At 66.6% G+C, this 16,020-nt stretch carries 18 protein-coding genes; 5 read left to right on the plus strand and 13 right to left on the minus strand.

From position 1 onward, the window contains the following. Nucleotides 1-19: 19 nt before the first annotated feature. The 5 genes from AC1IQ6_RS19505 to AC1IQ6_RS19525 all read right to left on the minus strand — a co-directional run bounded on the left by AC1IQ6_RS19505 (nt 20) and on the right by AC1IQ6_RS19525 (nt 5,257). Nucleotides 20-1,384, minus strand: a complete 1,365-nt coding sequence (locus tag AC1IQ6_RS19505; protein ID WP_241117031.1) for a tyrosine-type recombinase/integrase — start codon at nt 1,382-1,384, stop codon at nt 20-22. Nucleotides 1,385-1,923: 539 nt separating this feature from the next. Further along, nucleotides 1,924-3,486 carry a diguanylate cyclase domain-containing protein gene (locus tag AC1IQ6_RS19510; RefSeq protein WP_485865189.1) on the minus strand — a complete coding sequence of 521 codons (1,563 nt, stop codon included), beginning with the start codon at nt 3,484-3,486 and terminating at the stop codon, nt 1,924-1,926. A gap of 141 nt (nt 3,487-3,627) precedes the next feature. Further along, the gene (locus AC1IQ6_RS19515; protein WP_479730234.1) at nt 3,628-4,542 is read right to left on the minus strand and encodes a hypothetical protein; all 915 of its coding nucleotides are present in this window, start codon (nt 4,540-4,542) and stop codon (nt 3,628-3,630) included. A 161-nt stretch (nt 4,543-4,703) separates the two neighbouring features. Continuing rightward, nucleotides 4,704-4,874 carry a hypothetical protein gene (locus AC1IQ6_RS19520; protein WP_485865190.1) on the minus strand — a complete coding sequence of 57 codons (171 nt, stop codon included), beginning with the start codon at nt 4,872-4,874 and terminating at the stop codon, nt 4,704-4,706. 134 nt (nt 4,875-5,008) lie between these two features. Beyond that, on the minus strand, nt 5,009-5,257 hold the full coding sequence (locus AC1IQ6_RS19525) for a hypothetical protein (protein ID WP_479730236.1): 249 nt from the start codon (nt 5,255-5,257) through the stop codon (nt 5,009-5,011). 258 nt (nt 5,258-5,515) lie between these two features. Between AC1IQ6_RS19525 and AC1IQ6_RS19530 the strand changes: the two genes are divergently transcribed. Beyond that, nucleotides 5,516-5,701, plus strand: coding sequence for a hypothetical protein (locus tag AC1IQ6_RS19530; protein WP_102774709.1), 186 nt, complete (start codon nt 5,516-5,518; stop codon nt 5,699-5,701). A 39-nt stretch (nt 5,702-5,740) separates the two neighbouring features. Here AC1IQ6_RS19530 and yddG read toward each other — a convergent pair whose 3' ends face one another. The 6 genes from yddG to AC1IQ6_RS19560 all read right to left on the minus strand — a co-directional run bounded on the left by yddG (nt 5,741) and on the right by AC1IQ6_RS19560 (nt 11,274). Then, nucleotides 5,741-6,649: an aromatic amino acid DMT transporter YddG gene (yddG, locus tag AC1IQ6_RS19535; protein ID WP_485865191.1), complete on the minus strand. Its 909-nt coding sequence runs from the start codon at nt 6,647-6,649 to the stop codon at nt 5,741-5,743. A gap of 87 nt (nt 6,650-6,736) precedes the next feature. Next, a complete protein-coding gene (locus AC1IQ6_RS19540) occupies nt 6,737-8,299 on the minus strand; it encodes a diguanylate cyclase (RefSeq protein ID WP_485866588.1) in 1,563 nt (520 codons plus the stop codon). 141 nt (nt 8,300-8,440) lie between these two features. Then, nucleotides 8,441-8,662 (minus strand): hypothetical protein, encoded by a 222-nt coding sequence (locus AC1IQ6_RS19545; RefSeq protein WP_102774711.1) that lies wholly within the window; start codon nt 8,660-8,662, stop codon nt 8,441-8,443. Between the two features lie 85 nt (nt 8,663-8,747). Continuing rightward, the gene (locus AC1IQ6_RS19550) at nt 8,748-9,839 is read right to left on the minus strand and encodes an AI-2E family transporter (protein ID WP_111827034.1); all 1,092 of its coding nucleotides are present in this window, start codon (nt 9,837-9,839) and stop codon (nt 8,748-8,750) included. A 56-nt stretch (nt 9,840-9,895) separates the two neighbouring features. Beyond that, nucleotides 9,896-10,609: a DUF3053 family protein gene (locus tag AC1IQ6_RS19555; protein WP_485865192.1), complete on the minus strand. Its 714-nt coding sequence runs from the start codon at nt 10,607-10,609 to the stop codon at nt 9,896-9,898. Between the two features lie 155 nt (nt 10,610-10,764). Beyond that, a complete protein-coding gene (locus AC1IQ6_RS19560) occupies nt 10,765-11,274 on the minus strand; it encodes a GNAT family N-acetyltransferase (RefSeq protein ID WP_485865193.1) in 510 nt (169 codons plus the stop codon). Nucleotides 11,275-11,358: 84 nt separating this feature from the next. Here AC1IQ6_RS19560 and AC1IQ6_RS19565 point away from each other — a divergent pair, with 84 nt between their 5' ends. From AC1IQ6_RS19565 to AC1IQ6_RS19575, 3 genes are all read left to right on the plus strand, one after another. Continuing rightward, nucleotides 11,359-11,706, plus strand: coding sequence for a hypothetical protein (locus tag AC1IQ6_RS19565; protein WP_111827032.1), 348 nt, complete (start codon nt 11,359-11,361; stop codon nt 11,704-11,706). 511 nt (nt 11,707-12,217) lie between these two features. Continuing rightward, on the plus strand, nt 12,218-12,499 hold the full coding sequence (locus AC1IQ6_RS19570) for a hypothetical protein (RefSeq protein WP_102774715.1): 282 nt from the start codon (nt 12,218-12,220) through the stop codon (nt 12,497-12,499). An 83-nt stretch (nt 12,500-12,582) separates the two neighbouring features. Further along, nucleotides 12,583-13,275: a cytochrome b/b6 domain-containing protein gene (locus tag AC1IQ6_RS19575; RefSeq protein ID WP_485865194.1), complete on the plus strand. Its 693-nt coding sequence runs from the start codon at nt 12,583-12,585 to the stop codon at nt 13,273-13,275. A 79-nt stretch (nt 13,276-13,354) separates the two neighbouring features. Here AC1IQ6_RS19575 and AC1IQ6_RS19580 read toward each other — a convergent pair whose 3' ends face one another. Both AC1IQ6_RS19580 and purB read right to left on the minus strand, forming a co-directional pair. Then, nucleotides 13,355-13,813: a c-type cytochrome gene (locus AC1IQ6_RS19580; protein ID WP_111827031.1), complete on the minus strand. Its 459-nt coding sequence runs from the start codon at nt 13,811-13,813 to the stop codon at nt 13,355-13,357. Between the two features lie 57 nt (nt 13,814-13,870). Next, entirely contained in the window at nt 13,871-15,247 is a 1,377-nt protein-coding gene (gene purB, locus AC1IQ6_RS19585) for an adenylosuccinate lyase (protein ID WP_102774718.1), read from the minus strand. 163 nt (nt 15,248-15,410) lie between these two features. On the opposite strand from purB, the gene AC1IQ6_RS19590 reads away from it, so the two are divergent. Beyond that, on the plus strand, nt 15,411-16,019 hold the full coding sequence (locus AC1IQ6_RS19590; protein ID WP_102774719.1) for a glutathione S-transferase: 609 nt from the start codon (nt 15,411-15,413) through the stop codon (nt 16,017-16,019). The last annotated feature ends 1 nt before the right edge of the window (nt 16,020 follow it).

The following is a 16,020-nucleotide window of genomic DNA, read 5'->3' on the forward strand; positions in this document are numbered from 1 at the left end:
GTTACTACAAAATCGTATTTCACGCAATAGCTCCTTCCAGTTCATGGGGTTCAAGCACTTTGGTTGGCGCATCCTCGGACTCATCCGGCAAGGGCGCATCGACCGGCGCCGAAGGACGGTCCGTCTGTGCGGCCGCGCTTTCGACGAAGTCGGCCACGGTCTGCCAGCCGGCCCGCAATTGCGCCTCGCCCTTACCGACGTAGTGGCCCAACGTCACGTCGTTGTTGGCGGCGTGGTTGACCATCCGCTTGAGCACCCCGCCCGAGACCAGTTCTTCGGCGATAGTCGTGAAGGTGGCGCGCAGATCATGCCCCTGGACGGCCGTGCCCGCCTGTTTGTTAATCCACGCCAACGTCTTACGGGCATCGACGATGGGGAACAGCGGCTTATCGGGTTCGCGGCCTTCGCAGGCTTCCTTGACGATCGCCAGGGCCTGGCGCGACAGCAACAGCCGGTGGTTGCTGCGGTTCTTGGTGTCGATCAGCAGGATGCTGCCCGCTTCAAGGTTCACGTCGCCGACTTTGATGGGCTCATAGTCGTACTTCTTCTCGCCGTGGATCTCAACGCCCCGGCAGCCCGTGAGCAGTTGGAAGCGGTAGTAATTCGCCGCGACACGGCGCGGGCAGGCGCAGGCCGCTCGCCACCAGGCGCCGAGTTTTTCGGCTGGAATCGGTGTAGGGTCACCACGCGGCGGGGCAATGGCAATGCGATCGCGCCCAGCGGTAGTCTGGCTTAGCGGGCTATTGGGAATCTGAACGCCATGCCAGCGTAGCACCGCGCGCAGAACCTGCATGGCGTAGTCCGCCCGGCGCTTCGAGCGTTTCGACAGATCGTTGTAGGTGGCCCATATAGCTTTGGCTGTAATTTTTGCCATGACCGTGTGCGCCAGGGGCATCAGTTCACCATCGGCGAATTTTCTGCCGTTCTTGCCAACCTTGCCAGGCGTCACCATGTCCAGGTACTCCGACTTGGTGCGCGCCTTGAGCGGCAGGCCGTCCTTGGTCCGGCGCTTTCTCTCGACGTACTCTTTGACACCTTCCTCAAGAGTCAGCGCATCGACGGAGGCCCGTTGGTTGGCTTCAGCTTCGGCCTGCAGCCGGGCAGCTTCTTCGGCCGGCCAGTCAATCCCTGAACGCGCCAAGGCGCGGATGCGCTGACCTTCGGCGCAGGCGTCGGCCAGCTTGATCTGGCCCGGCGCATCCCCGTACTCCTGGGGCAGGGTGTACTGCTGCTCTCCCTTAGTGCCTTTGACCGTGTAGCGGACAAGGACGGTACGCAGGCCGTCCGGGGCGATGCGTAACTGTATGCCGCGATCAATTGTGATCTTGTACGGGGTTGCCTTGGGCTTGTGAGACTCGATGGCGCGGTAGGTCAGAAGTGGCATGGCTAACGTTCCGGTCGGGGCCGGACGCCAACGATGCCGGGGGCTCGGTCAAGGTCTTTCGCGTCCGAACTGTGTCCGAAAAATCCGAAGATAGAGTGCCACTCAATGAGACCTCAAAAAACAAAACAGGTCAATAACTAATTGATTTCAATAAAATTTTTTAGTCTCTCACCATCTCATGAAGTATCGCTAAACCCCGGTTTTTTAGAAATCATAATCCGCAGGTCCCCTGTTCGAATCAGGGATGCGCCACCAAGAATTTCAAGGCCCGCAAGCGATTGCGGGCCTTTTGTTTTGCGCCTCTTGCACCAGGAATGGAACAAGGGCCCCTGTGTTTATCCAGAAGCCCTTCGATTCTCCAAGCAGAGCCATACCTCGGCCGGCATAGTCAGTCGTACCTGCCTTCGCGAACCAGCTTCATCATGGCGGGATCCCTATCGGGATTGCCTGACCGGCAAACGCTTTCCAGAAGCAACTTACCGAAAATCGCGGCCTGAGCCCACCTGCCTGCGCCGCAAGCGGGACATATCGCTCCCTGCCTAGAACGGATACACCACCACCCTGTCGCCCCCCGCTTTCTTGGCCGCGTACAGCGCCTGGTCGGCGAATTTCAGGACTTCGCAGACGTCTTCGTTGTCGTCGGGCCAGCGGGCGACGCCGATGGAGATGGTGATGCAGCCCACGCCGTCCGGCATATGGGTGTTGGCGACGGCTGCGCGGATGCGTGCGGCCACCAGTTGCGCGACGCGGGGGTTGCCTGCCGGCATCAGCACCAGGAATTCCTCGCCGCCGATGCGGCACGGCAGGTCGCCCGCGCGGATGACGGCGCGCAGCAGGTCGGCCAGCGCCATCAGCACCTTGTCGCCGGCGGCATGGCCGTAGGTGTCGTTGACGCGCTTGAAGCGGTCGATGTCCAGGGCCAGCACCGAGAACGGCTGATGCGAGGCCATCAGCCGTTCGATCGCGCCTTCCATGCCGCGCCGGTTCATGAGGCGGGTCATGGGATCGGTGTGCGTTTCGGTGTTGAGCTGGGTGATCCGGCGCCGGTGCTGCGCCAGCGTCACGCATACGGCTTCGCGCAGCTGCTGCGCCTCGTAGTACCACGGCCGCAGGCCGCGCAAGGGCTTCTCGTCCCTGCCGTCGTCGTCGCGCCGCATGGCCTGGGCCAATTGGGACAGCGGGTGCGCGATGCCGCGGGCCAGCACGTAGATCAGCAGCAGCGTCAGCGCCGCGGCCGGCACGGAATACAGCAGCGCGCGGCGCAGCAGGTCGCGCTGCGGCTCCAGCGTAACCGCTTCCGGGGTCTGCACCACCACGCCCCACTTGCCGCTGCGCATGGGCGCGTAGCCGGCGAAGTAACGCTTGCCGCGCGTGCCAGTGACGGCCACCGCGCCGGCCTCGCCCCGCCCGAGCGCATCGACCACCACGTTGCCGCTTTCGTTCGTTCCGATCAGGGATTTGTCCTGGTGCACCAGGACCTTGCCGCCGGAATCGACGACATAGACGTTGGAGCCGTCGTGGTGGAAATGGACGCTGACCAGGCGGTCGAGTTCGTTGTCCTGCTGCAGGAAGATCACCGCGCCGAGCAGGCCCAGATAGCTGCCCTCGGCGTCGCGGATCGGTTGTGAAAATAGGACTATCGGAAAGCCGTCGGCGGACAAATAGACGGCCGAGACATGGCCGGCGACTTCGCGCTGGTCGATTTCGACACGGCTCAGCATCGCCGGCTTCTGGGTGAGTTCGGGCGCCAGCGATTCGAATGCGATGACTCTGTTGTCGCGGTCGGCGACGAAAGCCGCGACCACGCCGTCGGACTGCCGGGCGACCCTGGCGGCCTCGGCGGCCAGGGCTTGGGGCGAGGACAGCAGCGCCGGCAGACGGCTGGCGCTGACCTCCAGCTGCCGCTGCACGGACCCGATGTACAGGTCCACGGTGGCGGCGAGCTTGGCGGCATACGCCCGGTTGGCCTCGAGGGACCGGGCGATCAATTGCTCCTTCTGGACGATCTGGGCCGCGGCCAGGGCGTTGACGAACGCGATCATCGCCGTCAGCACCCCCAGCGCGACGATAAGCAGTAGCAGCGTGATTCTCGGCTTTCTCAACCAATCCCCCCTTCGCCTGCGCTTGCGGATACGAATCCGATTTCTACCATCTCGCGGCGAAATACACATCGGGCCGAAATTGGCGGCCACGGGCCTGCCCAGCCCGCGGCATACGCTGTTTGAGCGGCGAGAAAAACCAGACTAAGGCAGGTCCCGGCGCCGTCCGCCCCAGGTCGCCGCCAGGCTTGCCACGAAGGCGCCGATCAGCATCGAGGCGAAGCCCCACAGCGCCAATGCGGCGGCCGCCTTGCGCGCGGCGTCCGCGGCCTCCTTGGCCTTCTGCTTGGCTTCGTCGGCCGTTTTGCGGGCATCCTGGATCGCCTGTTCGACGCGGCGCTGCGCCGCGTCCGGCTCGATGCCGGCCTGCGCCGCCACCACTTTCGCTACGTAGTCGCGGTCCGCCGGCGTCATGTCGCCGCGCGCCAGGCTGACGGCCACGATGCGCCCGACTTCGGCGCGCGCGCTGGCGCGGTCGCCTGTGGCGTCGGGCCGTTCGGCGCGCAGCAGCAGGTCGGCCAGGTAATCGCCGGTCTGCGCCATGCCGCCCGAGCCCGCGCCCGATGCCGCGGCGCCGCCCGCCGCCGACGCGGCGACCGTGGCGCCGGCGCCCGCCATCGAGGCGCCGGTCTTGGCCACGCCCGTGGCCAGCGAGACGATGGAGGCTCCCACCAGCGCGGCGCTGACGACGGCGCTCAGCGCCCACACCAGAAAGCCGTGCGCGGTGTCGCGGAAGTAGATCTCATCGGTGTGCACGTCGGCCCATTTGGTGCGCAGGCGGCCGGTGACATAGCCGGCGATGCCGTAGGCGACGATCTGCGTGAACAGCATCCAGGCGATGACGCCGATGCCGGCCGCGGGCGCCGAGAGGCCCTCGTCTCCCCATGGGGAGACCGAGAGAAAGCCCAGGCCGGCGCCGCCGGCGAACAGGGCCAGCGACAGCGCGGCCGCGATGACCGCGCCGGCGAACACGGCCGCCCACGAGACCGCGGAGGCCGCGGATTCCCGTGGCAGCGCGCCGCCGGTATAGGGTTGGTTCAACATCGATGCGTTTTCCATGGACTATTCCTCGTTCATTGCGGGTAGGCTGCGGCGTAGGTCAATGCCAGAAAAGCGCGAGCAGGATGATGATGGGGATGGGCACGCCCAGCAGCCACAACAGGATCGATCGCATGAGTAAGCCTCCTTGCTTGGATTGCGCATAGCGCGGGATGCGGCGCTCAGGCCAGGTCTATCGTGCGCGGGTCGCTGGGGTCGGGCCGGCGCGGGTCCGGCGGGACTTCCTCGCCGGGGTGGTCGGGCGGCGGCACGGAGCCATCGGGCGGCAGGCTGCCGGGTATCGTGGGATCGTCCGGCGGCAGATCGTCGGGCTGGCCGGGTTCTCTATGCATGGACTGGGACATGGCGGAATCTCCTCGATCGGCGCAGGATGCGCACGCGCCCTCCAGCAATCCGCGTGCCCGCGCGGGCAGCAAAAAGCCCTCTGGCGAGGGCTTGGAAAAGAAGAAGAATGAGGCGGGCCGGTTCAGGACCTGGAGCGGCCGTCCTTGCCCGGCTCGGGGCTTTGCGGATCGCTGCCCAGGAATTCCACCACCGCGGCCTTGCCCGCGGCCGACGCCTCGTCCTGGCTGCCGTAGCGCTTTTCGGAATAATTGGTGCTGCGCACATTGCCGCTTTCCGGGTCGAACAAGGTGATGATCCAGGCGAATTCGCCCGGCATCAGCTGCCTGACCTGCAATGTGGCGCGCGTGCCCGGACGCAATTTCTGCGGCATATGGCGGCCTCTTGATGGGATTCGATGCCGCCATCGTAGCGCAAACCGGCGGCGCATCGCCGCTTTGAACGCCGTCCCGAATGCTGCATGCGCACATGGATTTCATGCTGCAGGGTGCGCGGCTAATACGCCACAAACCGCGCGCGCCGTCAGGAAAACCCTAGGGCCCGCCGCCCGAATACAGGCGCACAATCAATACAAACATCTAGACCGCTCAGCGGCGCCGAATCCCTTTAATCAGGCGAGGACGGAGACAACATGACTCACGTAGCAGTGGTTATCAGCTGTTTGATGGTTATGGGTATCGTCGCGTTGGTGATTCAAACGATTCAAACCGCAGGGCCCGAGCCCTTGCTGAAAATATCGGCGGCGATCGTCAGTTCCCTGTTCGCTTCGCTGCTGCTGATCCCGCTGGGATACGCGGTCGCGCAATCCGTGCTCTGACCGAGCGATTCTTCTTCGACATGACGGCCCGGCCTGGGGCTACACGCCCCGGGCCGGCCTGTTGCGCGTCGCCGCCCAGCAGATCAGCGACCCGGCGGTGACCATGGCCACCCCTTGCCAGAACGGCGCGCCCAGGCGCGTCGACAGCCACACGGCGGCGAAAAAGGTGGAGAACACCGGCGTGAAATACGAGGCGGTGGCGAGCAAGGTCAGGTTGCCCTTGAGTATGCCCACGTTCCACAGCGCGTAGCCGGCCGCCATGGCCCCGCCGGTCACGCCAAGCTCCAGCGTGGCGGGCCACGTGAACGCCAGCGCGGGCTCCGCGCCCAGCAGGTATTTGGTCCACAGGGCCGCCGCGGTCAGCATGAAAAACAGCGCGACGCCGTTCTTGCCGCCGGCGTAGCGGCGCGTCACGTTGCAATACAAGGCCCAGATGACGGCGCCGCTGAACGCCAGCCCGTAGCTCAGGGGATTGCTGGAGACGTTGGCCACGGTGCGTTCCCAGGACAGCCCGCCCGAGCCGCCGACGACCCAGACGATGCCGCCCAGCGACAGCAGGATGCCGGGCGCCACCCAGGCGCTGGCGCGCTGGCCGTTGATGAGCATGGCCAGCACCACCGTGAAGCAGGGCCACAGGTAGTTGACGATGCCCAGTTCGATCGCCTGCGCGCGGTCGGCGGCGTAGCCCAGCGAGAGCGAAAGGCAGATCTCGTAGGCGACGAAGAGCAGGCTGCCGACGATGAGATAGGAACGGGGGAACGCGCGCAGCCTGGGAAAGCCCAGCAAAAGCACCAGGAAAATGGAGCCCGCCGTATAGATCAGCGCCGCCCCGCCGACGGGGCCGAAGTTTTCGCTGACGCTGCGGATCAGGCCGACGACCGTGCCCCACAGCAGCACCGCCAGCAAACCCGAAGTCGTGGCCATGTTCCTGCCGATGGTGAATTGCATTTCCGCTTCCGATGGTGCGCCGCGTCGCGCGCGGCGTCGAACCGCGCAGTGTAGCGAAAACGCCGGGCGGGCAACGCCCGGGTGGCGTCAGCCATCCAGCACCACCCGCCGCTTGCCCAGCCCCTTGGCCTTGTAGAGCGCCACGTCGGCGCGCTCCATGAGCTGCTGCAGCTCCGCGCCGGACTGCGGGAACATGGCCACGCCCACGCTGGCCGACACGGTCGGCTGGATGTCCGGGTAAGGCTGCGACAGGCGCTCGACCAGCGCTTCGGCGACCAGCCGCGCGTTGTCCCCGGTGACCCCCAGCAGCAGCACCGCGAATTCGTCGCCGCCAAGGCGGGCCGCCACGTCCGAGACCCGCACCGCCTCGACCATGCGCTCGGCCACGTCCCGCAGGACCTCGTCGCCGGCGGCGTGGCCGTGCATGTCGTTGACGGCCTTGAAGCCGTCCAGGTCGATCGCCAGGATGGCGAAGGAGTCGCCGCTGCGCTGCGCCACCGCCAGTTCGCGCTGCACCAGTTCGCTGAACAGAACCCGGTTGCACAGGCCGGTCAGCGGATCGTAGTGCGCCAGGCGCTGCGCGTGCGCCAGCATGCGCGAGGCCTGCAGCATGGCGCCGCCCACCTCCGCCACTTCCTTGACGCGCGTGCCCGGCAGCTCCACCGCGCGGCCGGTGCCCAGCGCCAGCGCCGGCGCGACCAGGCCCTGCACCGAAGAGGTCAGCCGGTTGGCCAGCCGCAACGCCAGCCACAGGCCCAGGCCGAAGGCGGCCAGGGTGCCCAGGGCGATCCAGGCGATGGAACGGTACAGGTCGGTCGTGACCAGGGACATGGGCGCGCCGGCGGCGACGGTCCAGCCCGACAGCGACGAGCGGCTGAAGGCCGTATAGACGGGCACGCCCTCTCTCGTGACCGTTTCCAGCGAGCCCTCGCTTTCCTGCAGGGCGGCGCGGGTCAGCGTGGGCACGGCCTTCTGGCCGACGAGCCTGGCCGAGTCGCGCGTGCGCGCGACGATGGTGCCCGAGCCGTCCAGCACCACCGCGATCCAGCCGTCCGGCAAGGCGCGCCGGCTCAGCACCTGGCCGATGCGCTCGGGTGGAATGCCCGCGCTCAGGGTGTAGACCACCTGCCCGCCGCGCATCACCGGCGCGCCCAGCGCGATGGACGGAGCGCGGCTGACGCCGCCGGTGAACAGTCCCGTGAGCACCGGCGCGCCGGTCTGGAACACGCGCGCCAGTTCCGGGGAGGTACTGGACGTGGGCAGCGCTTCGCCGTAAGGCACCAGGGTGTTGATGAGCTGGCGGCCGTCGCGGTCCGACAGCACGTAGTGTTCGGCGATATGGAAGCCCACCGCTTCGCGGGCGCGCTCGTAGAGGCCCTGCAGATTGCCCGCCACCGCGTCGGGGGACGACGCCAGCATGCGCAGCCCGGCTTCGACGCCGGTCAATTCACGGTCGAGAATGGCGGTGAGATTGCGCGCCAGGAATATGGTGTCGCGGAAAATCCGTTCTTTCTGGATGACGTAGCTTTCGTAGACGGCGATCGACGCCACGATCAGCGCCGGCGAAATACAGGCCACGACCAGCGCCAGCAAGCCGGTCCGCATGGAGTAGCGGCGCGGCTTGCGCTGCTGCGATTGCACCGACACCATTGCACTCATGCGCCTCCCGCGGGGTCCGCCAGCTGCCACACAATTCGCAACAAAATACGCGGCGATAGTGTGGCTAAAACTTTCGTGTCCCCAATTTACCCCGAAAGCGCTCGCCGGACCACGGGAGGCAACCGCCCGGCGCTACGGCTCTTCCAGGTCGGGTGTGCCGGCGAACTGGCTCTTGAGCAGGGTCAAGGCGCCCTTTTCCGCCAGCGCCTCGTTGGGAAACACGTGCTTGGTGTCTTCCAGCGTGGGAAAGCCGAAGACGCGCACGCGGGTGCGAAAGCCCTCCGGCACCTCGGCGAATTCAATATCGAAGTTGCGCTCTTCGATCCAGCCGGACCGATGCAGTTTCCATTCCATATGCAACACGCTCCTGATAGGCGAAGTCCACACGAAATGCCCGGCCCCCTAAAGGCCGGGCGCCACTACACCATACACCGCGCGCCTATTTCCTGGCGGGCGGGCGTTGGTCGGCGATGCCGGGCGCGCTCTCGGGCAAGGGCGCGAACAGGTCCCAGCTGGCCATGAACAGGGCCGCGATCAGCGGGCCGATCACGAAGCCGTTCAAGCCGAACAAGGCCATGCCGCCCAGCGTGGAGATCAGCACCACGTAGTCCGGCATCTTGGTGTCCTTGCCCACCAGAATGGGACGCAGCACGTTGTCCACCATGCCGATGACCAGCACGCCGAACAGGATCAGCGCGACGCCCTTGAGCGTGGCGCCGGTCAGCAGGAAGTACAGCGCCACCGGCGCCCAGATCAGGCCGGCGCCCACCGCTGGCAGCAGCGACAGAAATCCCATGATGACGCCCCAGAGCAGCGCGCCCTGGATCGACAGGATCGAGAAGATGATGCCGCCCAGCGCCCCCTGAACCGCGGCGACCGCGACATTGCCCTTGACGGTGGCGCGCACGACGGTGGTGAACTTGCGGAACAGGTGCTGCTTGTGCACGTCGCTCAGCGGCATGGCGCGCTTGAGCCGCGCCGAGAGCTGCGGGCCGTCGCGCAGCAGGAAGAACAGCAGGTACAGCATGATGCCGAAGCTGATCACGAACTGGAACGTGTCCTGTCCGATGCTCAGCGCCTGCGTGGCCAGGAACTGGCTGGCCTGCATCGCGCCGGCGCTCAGTTTTTCCTGCAGGCTCGGAATGTCGGCCAGGTCGAAGCGGGCCAGCAAATCGTGCACCGACGGCGGCAGCGCCGCCATGGCCTGCTGGAAGTAGGCGCCGAAATTGATCTGCCCGGACTTGATGCTTTGATAGAGATTCGCGCCTTCGCGCACCAGCGATCCGCTGATGACGACCAGCGGCAGGATCACCAGCAGCAGCACCAGCAACAGCGTGATCAGCGCGGCGAGGTTGCGCCGGCCTCCGATGCGCGGCACCAGGCGGCGCTGCAGGGGAGCAAAAATGATGGCGAGGATGGTGCCCCAGAAAACGGCCCCGTAGAAAGGCCACAACAACCACCCGAACGCGATGGAAACCGCTACCAGCAGGAGCAGAAAGGTTCGGTAGTGCACGCTGGAAGATTGACTCATGTTCCGTCCCAGGCACGGCAAGCGCCGCGAGACCCGCATTGTACAAAGCGCCTGTTTCAGCGCTCTCCGCGCGCCAGGCCCGCCGCCTGCGCCAGGGTGGCGCGGGCCCGCTCCAGGCCCTCGGACTGCGCGTTCAGTCCCTGCAGGCGCAGGTTCAGCTCCTGCTGCAGGGTCGGCGCCGTGACCAGGGTCTGGCCGTCCACGAACTGGAATTCGTCCTCGTGCGCGGCCACGAAGTCGGCCACGCCCAGCGCGTCGCGCGCGACCGCGTCCATCTTCGACGCCGCCTCGATCAGCTCGGCGGCCGGGGCGCTGACCGCTTCGTCGTAGACGCCGTCGTAGATGGGCGCGAGATCGGGCGGCAGCGCCAGGGCCGTGCGCGCCTTGTCGGCCTCGGCCCGCGCCTGCCCCAGCTTGGCGGCCTGCTCGGCCAGCGTCTTGCGCGCGGCCTCGAAGCGCGGCCTGCGCTCGACGATCTCGCCCACCGAGCGCAGGGTTTCCAGCGCCAGCACGTCGCGCATGGGCGCGGCGGCGCGGGCCATGGCCTGCTGGAATTCGCCCATCACCTCATAGGCGTCGGCGTAGTCGCCCACCGCCTCCTGCTCCGGTTCGCTGAGCACGGGCAGCGGCAGCAGCGCGGCGCTGTCGATGCGGGATTGCAGCAGTTGGATGAACGCCGCGCGTTCCTGCGGCTCTTTGTTGACGCAGGCCGCGAGCGGCAGCAGCGATGCCGTCGCCAGTCCCAGCAGGCAAGCTCGCAGCCATGCCATGCGCATCCTCCTTGCATGCGGTTGTGCGGTGGCGGAGCGGCCCGGCCACAGGACCGCCGCTCCCCGCCAGATTATCCCGAAGCGCCGGGCCGGCGCCGCCGGCAGGCGGATTTTGTTGCCATCGAAGCGTGTTGACACAGGGCGGCCCGCAAGCATCATGCCGCCGCCGGGCAGGCCATCGCGCAGCGCCGCGCCGGATCGAAGCCGGCCTGCGCTTCCAGCCGCAGGCGCGCCGCGAGCGGCGCGGGCAATTGCCCGGGCGCCAGCTCGGAAAAACCGTTGCGGCGATAGAAAGGCGCGTTCCAGGACAGCTCGCGGTCGGTGGTCAGCAGCACCGAGCGATAGCCGGCGGCGCGCGCATGGGCGCGCACCGCCTGCAGCAGCGCCCTGCCCAGCCCGCGGCCCTGGCTGGGCAGCGCCACGGCCATTTCGGCCAGGTAGAGATCGCGGTCCATGGGCCGCGTCAGCGCGAATCCGGCGGGCTGGCCGTCCTGCCCTTCGGCGATCCACAGCAGGCCGGCGGCGCAGGCCTGCTCCAGCTCGGCCAGCGGCACCGGATCGTCGTCGGCGGCCCAGGCCATGGCGGTGCCCAAAAAGCGCTGGCCGGCGGAATGTTCTATGGCGGCCAGGCCGGCCAGGTCGGAAGGTCGTGCGAGTCTGATCATAGGCCTCGCAGTATGCCGCAAGCCGGGCTCCTCTAAAATGGCGTTTTCGGCCCGGACGGGCTGTCCGTAACGCAGACTTGCCATATGACTCAAAACGCCTGGGGCTTCGCCCATCCCGACTGCCGCGGCGCGGCCGCGCTGCTGTTTTTCATGGACGACCTCGCGCGCGTGGTCAACCAATACCTGGGCCACGGGCAGCTGTCCGAAGAGGCCCTGGCCGATGCGCAGAAGGCGGTCGACGCACTGCTCGCGCGCTACGTGGAAATCAAGGCGGCTCCCGAGGCCTTCGACAACGAAAGCATCGGGCTGGCGCTGGAAACCGCGACCGGGCCGGACGGCCAGGTCGGCGCACAGGTGGCGCTGCGCATGTCGCCGCGGCTGGAAGGGCTGATCATCGAGGCGCAGCGCCAGGCCCATTCCTCGGCGCATTGAAGCGCTTGCACAAAAAGCTTGCAAAATCGGCCAACTTCGATTAGTATTCTTTGTTGGCCGCCAGACACGCGAAGTATAAACACTACATAGTCTTGGCGGCTTGAAATACCGGCGGCCTGAAATACTCCCGACGAACACGACTGCGCCACGTCGGGCGATGCTTACCCAACATGGCATCGGTATGGAGCCTGAAATAGGCCCCAGCATAGACAACCGGCAACGCGGCGGCGCTCTCGCCATCCACGCCACTTCATTTGAAAACAAACGGCGTGCGGCCTGAGCAAGACTGGCAGTAGCTCGCCCCCTTGGGCACCTGCACATCCAGCAGCATTCCTGCAACCAGGCGCGCCCTGGCGCCGGAACACGCTTGCGCACGCACGCCGCAAACCGGCGCGCGTATGAGAATGCGCAAGAAACCTGCAGCAATTGTGCGGTAGTGTCATGACTGGCCTACGGGCCATGAAGCTGCCGGCTTTTCCCATAACTAGAAACCAAGAAGAGAACAGACACCATGAACACTCACTTCACCACCACGGACCTGATCCGTCGTCCCGCCCACACCAAGCTGGACAACATGCCGATCCACATCGGCGACATCGTTTACCTGCAACCGGTCGACGGCCCCGCCATCCGCGCGGAAGTCATTTTCAACGCGCCGATCGACGGCATGACCACCTACACGACCGAAGTCGTGCCCTGCGGCGCGGCGGCGCAAAAGGCCCCGGGCCAGCGCATCCGCTTCCGCCACGAGCACGTGCATCGCATCGAGCCGGTGCGCCGCGCCGCCCGCTGAACCCGCGCGCCTCGCCCTGCCCGCCCGGCCGGGCGGATGGCGCGTGATAAAGTTTCCGGCAATCAGGTCTTTGCAATCCCGACATGCAGAACAACCGCCAAGCGATCCACATCTGGGACCTCCCTACCCGCCTGTTCCACTGGGCGCTCGTCGTCTGTATCGTCGGCGCCTTCGTCAGCGTCAAGCTGGGCGGGCTGTACATGGACTGGCACGTCCGCTTCGGCTGTACCACCCTGGGCCTGATCCTGTTCCGCCTGCTGTGGGGCTTCTTCGGCCCGCGCTACGCCCGGTTTTCGCAGTTCCTGCGCGGCCCCGCGGCCGTGGCCCGCTACCTCAAGGGCGCCGCCGCGCCGGCCGGCCACAATCCGCTGGGCGCGCTGTCGGTCATGGCGCTGCTGCTGGTCATCGGTTTCCAGGCCGTCAGCGGCCTGTTCGCCACCGACGACATCATGACGCAGGGGCCGCTGTTCGGCCACGTCAGCGAAGGCCTCTCCGGCGCCATGACGTCCTGGCACAAGCTCAACGAGTGGGTCATCATCGCCCTGGTGGCGCTGCACCTGCTGGCCGTGGCCTGGTACGCGGTGGTGCGCCGCAAGCGCCTGGTGCGCGCCATCATCACGGGCAAGGTCGACGCCAAGGACGTGCCCGCCGGCACGCCGCCCGCGCAGGACGGCTTCGCCGTCTGGCTGCGCGCCCTGGTGCTGGGCGCCTGCGTGACCGGCCTGGTGCTGTGGATACGCTCGCTGGAGGTGGCCGCGGACATGTCTTTTTCCTGATCCGCGCACGAACGAAAAAACGAAAAAGCCTGGCATTGCCAGGCTTTTTTCGTCGGACCGTCCGAGGACGGCCAAAGGCTTATTTCTTCTTGCGGTACGAATCGTGGCAGGCCTTGCAGCTGGCGCCCACGTCGCCGAACGCCGCGCGCAGCTTGTCCAGGTCGCCGGCGTCGGCGGCCGCCGACAGCTTGACGATGTTGTCCTGGAACGCCTGCTGCTTCTGCTTGAAGCCGGCGGCATCGCTCCAGATTTTCGGCAGCGCGTCGCCGCCTTCGGTGCCCGGACCGAACGCCGCCCAGGGCAGCGCCGACAGCGTCTTCAGCACTTCGACGTTGGCCTTGATCTGGGCCGCGTCATAGGGCGCCTGGCCCTTGACCACCGGCGCCATGCGGCCGAAGTGCGAAGCCATCAGCGTCAGGGCCGACTGGCGGTACTTGACCGCGTCCTCGGGCTTGGCGAACTGGGCGGAGGCGTTCGTCGCCAACAACGGCCCAACCGTGATACAGGCCATTGCGACGAGCGTGGACAACTTCTTCATTGCTATCTCCGGTGAGGTCGAACAAGAGGCCGCGCGCCCCGGCGCGCGGCAAGACGATTAGACCGCCCGGGCCAAGGCCGCGGCCAGCCCGATGTAGGAGCGCGGCGTCATCGCCAGCAGGCGGGCCTTGGGTTCGGCAGGCAGTTCCAGGCCCTGGATGAATTCTCGCAGACCTTCCTCGGTGATGCCCTTGCCCCGCGTCAAGGCCTTGAGCTGCTCGTAGGGCTGCGGCAGGCCATAGCGGCGCATCACGGTCTGCACCGGCTCGGCCAGCACTTCCCAGCACGCGTCGATGTCGGCGTCGATGGCGGCGGCATTGACCTCGAGCTTGCCCAGGCCGCGCATGCAGGCGTCCCACGCCACCAGGCAGTAGCCCAGGCCCACGCCCAGGTTGCGCAGCACGGTGGAGTCGGTCAGGTCGCGCTGCCAGCGCGAGACCGGCAGCTTGTCGGCGAGATGGCGCAGCACGGCGTTGGCCAGGCCCAGGTTGCCTTCGGAGTTCTCGAAGTCGATCGGGTTGACCTTGTGCGGCATGGTGGACGAGCCGACCTCGCCTTCCTTCAGGCGCTGCTTGAAGTAGCCCAGCGCCACGTAGCCCCAGATGTCGCGGTCCAAGTCCAGCACGATGATGTTGGCGCGCGTGACGGCGTCGAACAGCGCCGCCATCCAGTCGTGCGGTTCGATCTGGATGGTGTGGCGGTTCTGGGTCAGGCCCAGGCCGGCCAGCACGCGCTGGCTGAACGCGGGCCAGTCGATCTCGGGGTAGGCCGACAGGTGGGCGTTGTAGTTGCCGGTGGCGCCGTTGAGCTTGGCCAGCGGCTCGACCGCCTCGATGGCGGCGATGGCGCGGTTCAGGCGCGCGGCCACGTTGGCGAACTCCTTGCCCAGCGTGGTCGGGCTGGCGGGCTGGCCATGCGTGCGCGACAGCATGGGCTGGTCGGCATGGGCGATGGCCATCTCGTTCAGCTTGGCGGCCAGCTCGCGCAGGCGCGGCACCACCACCTCGTTGCGCGCGCGGGTCAGCATCAGCGCATGCGAGGTGTTGTTGATGTCTTCGGAAGTGCAGGCGAAATGGATGAACTCGGCGGCGCGGGCCAGTTCGGCGTCGTCGGCCACTTTTTCCTTCAGCCAGTATTCGACCGCCTTGACGTCATGGTTGGTGACGCGTTCGATGTCCTTGATCCGGGCGGCGTCCGATTCGGAGAAATCGCGCACCAGTTGCTGCAGGCGCGCACGCGCCGATTCCGAGAAGGCCGGCAGTTCCGGCAGGCCGGCGTCGGACAGCGCGATCAGCCAGGCCACCTCGACTTCGACGCGGTGCGCCATGAAGCCCGCCTCCGACAGCAGGCCGCGCAGCGCATCGCCCCGCGTAGCGTAGCGGCCATCCAGTGGCGAAAGGGCGTTGAGTTGGCTGAGCTGGTCGGCGATTTGCATGGTCTGAGGGAGGAAAAAAACAGGGAATGAGCGAATCGGCCGATTTTATCATCCGGTAGCCTGCAACATTGTGGCAAACTGGCGAAGATTCCGCCCCGCGGACGGCAACCCCGTCATGCGGCCTGCTATACTTCGGCCGCTTTCCGACTCCGCTTGTGACTCCATGAAACTGATCGGCTCGCTTACCAGTCCTTACGTGCGCAAAGTGCGTATCGTCATGGCCGAGAAAAAGCTGGACTACCGGCTTGAACTCGAAAACGTCTGGTCCGCCGACACGCAGATCCAAACGTACAATCCGCTGGGCAAGGTTCCCTGCCTGGTCATGGAAGACGGCGGCGCCCTGTTCGATTCGCGCGTCATCGTCGAATACCTGGACACCCTGTCTCCCGTCGCCCGCCTGATCCCGCAGCCGGGACGCGACCGCGCCGCCGTGAAGTGCTGGGAAGCCATCGCCGACGGCCTGCTCGACGCCTGCGTGACCATCGTCAAGGAAAACCAGCGTCCCGAGGCCCAGCGCAGCCCCGAGTGGATCCAGCGCCAGTACTCCAAGATCCACGCCAGCCTGGACGCGATGAACAAGAGCCTGGGCGACAACGCCCACTGCATGGGCATCAATTACAGCCTGGCCGACATCGCCGTCGGCTGTGCGCTGGGCTACCTGGACCTGCGCTTCGCCGATCTCGACTGGCGCACGAGCCAGCCCAACCTGGCCCGGCTGTACGAGAAGCTGTCGCAGCGCCAATCCTTCATCGACACCGTACCGGTGGTCTGAT

The organism is Achromobacter sp. MUI-25009338, from assembly GCF_057359325.1.

What these genes read in the sequence shown, in the direction of transcription:
- AC1IQ6_RS19505 (WP_241117031.1), bottom strand. Translation starts at nt 1,384, where the DNA reads ATGCCACTTCTGACCTACCGCGCCATCGAGTCTCACAAGCCCAAGGCA.
- AC1IQ6_RS19515 (WP_479730234.1), bottom strand. Translation starts at nt 4,542, where the DNA reads ATGGAAAACGCATCGATGTTGAACCAACCCTATACCGGCGGCGCGCTG.
- AC1IQ6_RS19520 (WP_485865190.1), bottom strand. Translation starts at nt 4,874, where the DNA reads ATGCATAGAGAACCCGGCCAGCCCGACGATCTGCCGCCGGACGATCCC.
- AC1IQ6_RS19525 (WP_479730236.1), bottom strand. Translation starts at nt 5,257, where the DNA reads ATGCCGCAGAAATTGCGTCCGGGCACGCGCGCCACATTGCAGGTCAGG.
- AC1IQ6_RS19530 (WP_102774709.1), top strand. Translation starts at nt 5,516, where the DNA reads ATGACTCACGTAGCAGTGGTTATCAGCTGTTTGATGGTTATGGGTATC.
- yddG (WP_485865191.1), bottom strand. Translation starts at nt 6,649, where the DNA reads ATGCAATTCACCATCGGCAGGAACATGGCCACGACTTCGGGTTTGCTG.
- AC1IQ6_RS19540 (WP_485866588.1), bottom strand. Translation starts at nt 8,299, where the DNA reads ATGGTGTCGGTGCAATCGCAGCAGCGCAAGCCGCGCCGCTACTCCATG.
- AC1IQ6_RS19545 (WP_102774711.1), bottom strand. Translation starts at nt 8,662, where the DNA reads ATGGAATGGAAACTGCATCGGTCCGGCTGGATCGAAGAGCGCAACTTC.
- AC1IQ6_RS19550 (WP_111827034.1), bottom strand. Translation starts at nt 9,839, where the DNA reads ATGAGTCAATCTTCCAGCGTGCACTACCGAACCTTTCTGCTCCTGCTG.
- AC1IQ6_RS19555 (WP_485865192.1), bottom strand. Translation starts at nt 10,609, where the DNA reads ATGGCATGGCTGCGAGCTTGCCTGCTGGGACTGGCGACGGCATCGCTG.
- AC1IQ6_RS19560 (WP_485865193.1), bottom strand. Translation starts at nt 11,274, where the DNA reads ATGATCAGACTCGCACGACCTTCCGACCTGGCCGGCCTGGCCGCCATA.
- AC1IQ6_RS19565 (WP_111827032.1), top strand. Translation starts at nt 11,359, where the DNA reads ATGACTCAAAACGCCTGGGGCTTCGCCCATCCCGACTGCCGCGGCGCG.
- AC1IQ6_RS19570 (WP_102774715.1), top strand. Translation starts at nt 12,218, where the DNA reads ATGAACACTCACTTCACCACCACGGACCTGATCCGTCGTCCCGCCCAC.
- AC1IQ6_RS19575 (WP_485865194.1), top strand. Translation starts at nt 12,583, where the DNA reads ATGCAGAACAACCGCCAAGCGATCCACATCTGGGACCTCCCTACCCGC.
- AC1IQ6_RS19580 (WP_111827031.1), bottom strand. Translation starts at nt 13,813, where the DNA reads ATGAAGAAGTTGTCCACGCTCGTCGCAATGGCCTGTATCACGGTTGGG.
- purB (WP_102774718.1), bottom strand. Translation starts at nt 15,247, where the DNA reads ATGCAAATCGCCGACCAGCTCAGCCAACTCAACGCCCTTTCGCCACTG.
- AC1IQ6_RS19590 (WP_102774719.1), top strand. Translation starts at nt 15,411, where the DNA reads ATGAAACTGATCGGCTCGCTTACCAGTCCTTACGTGCGCAAAGTGCGT.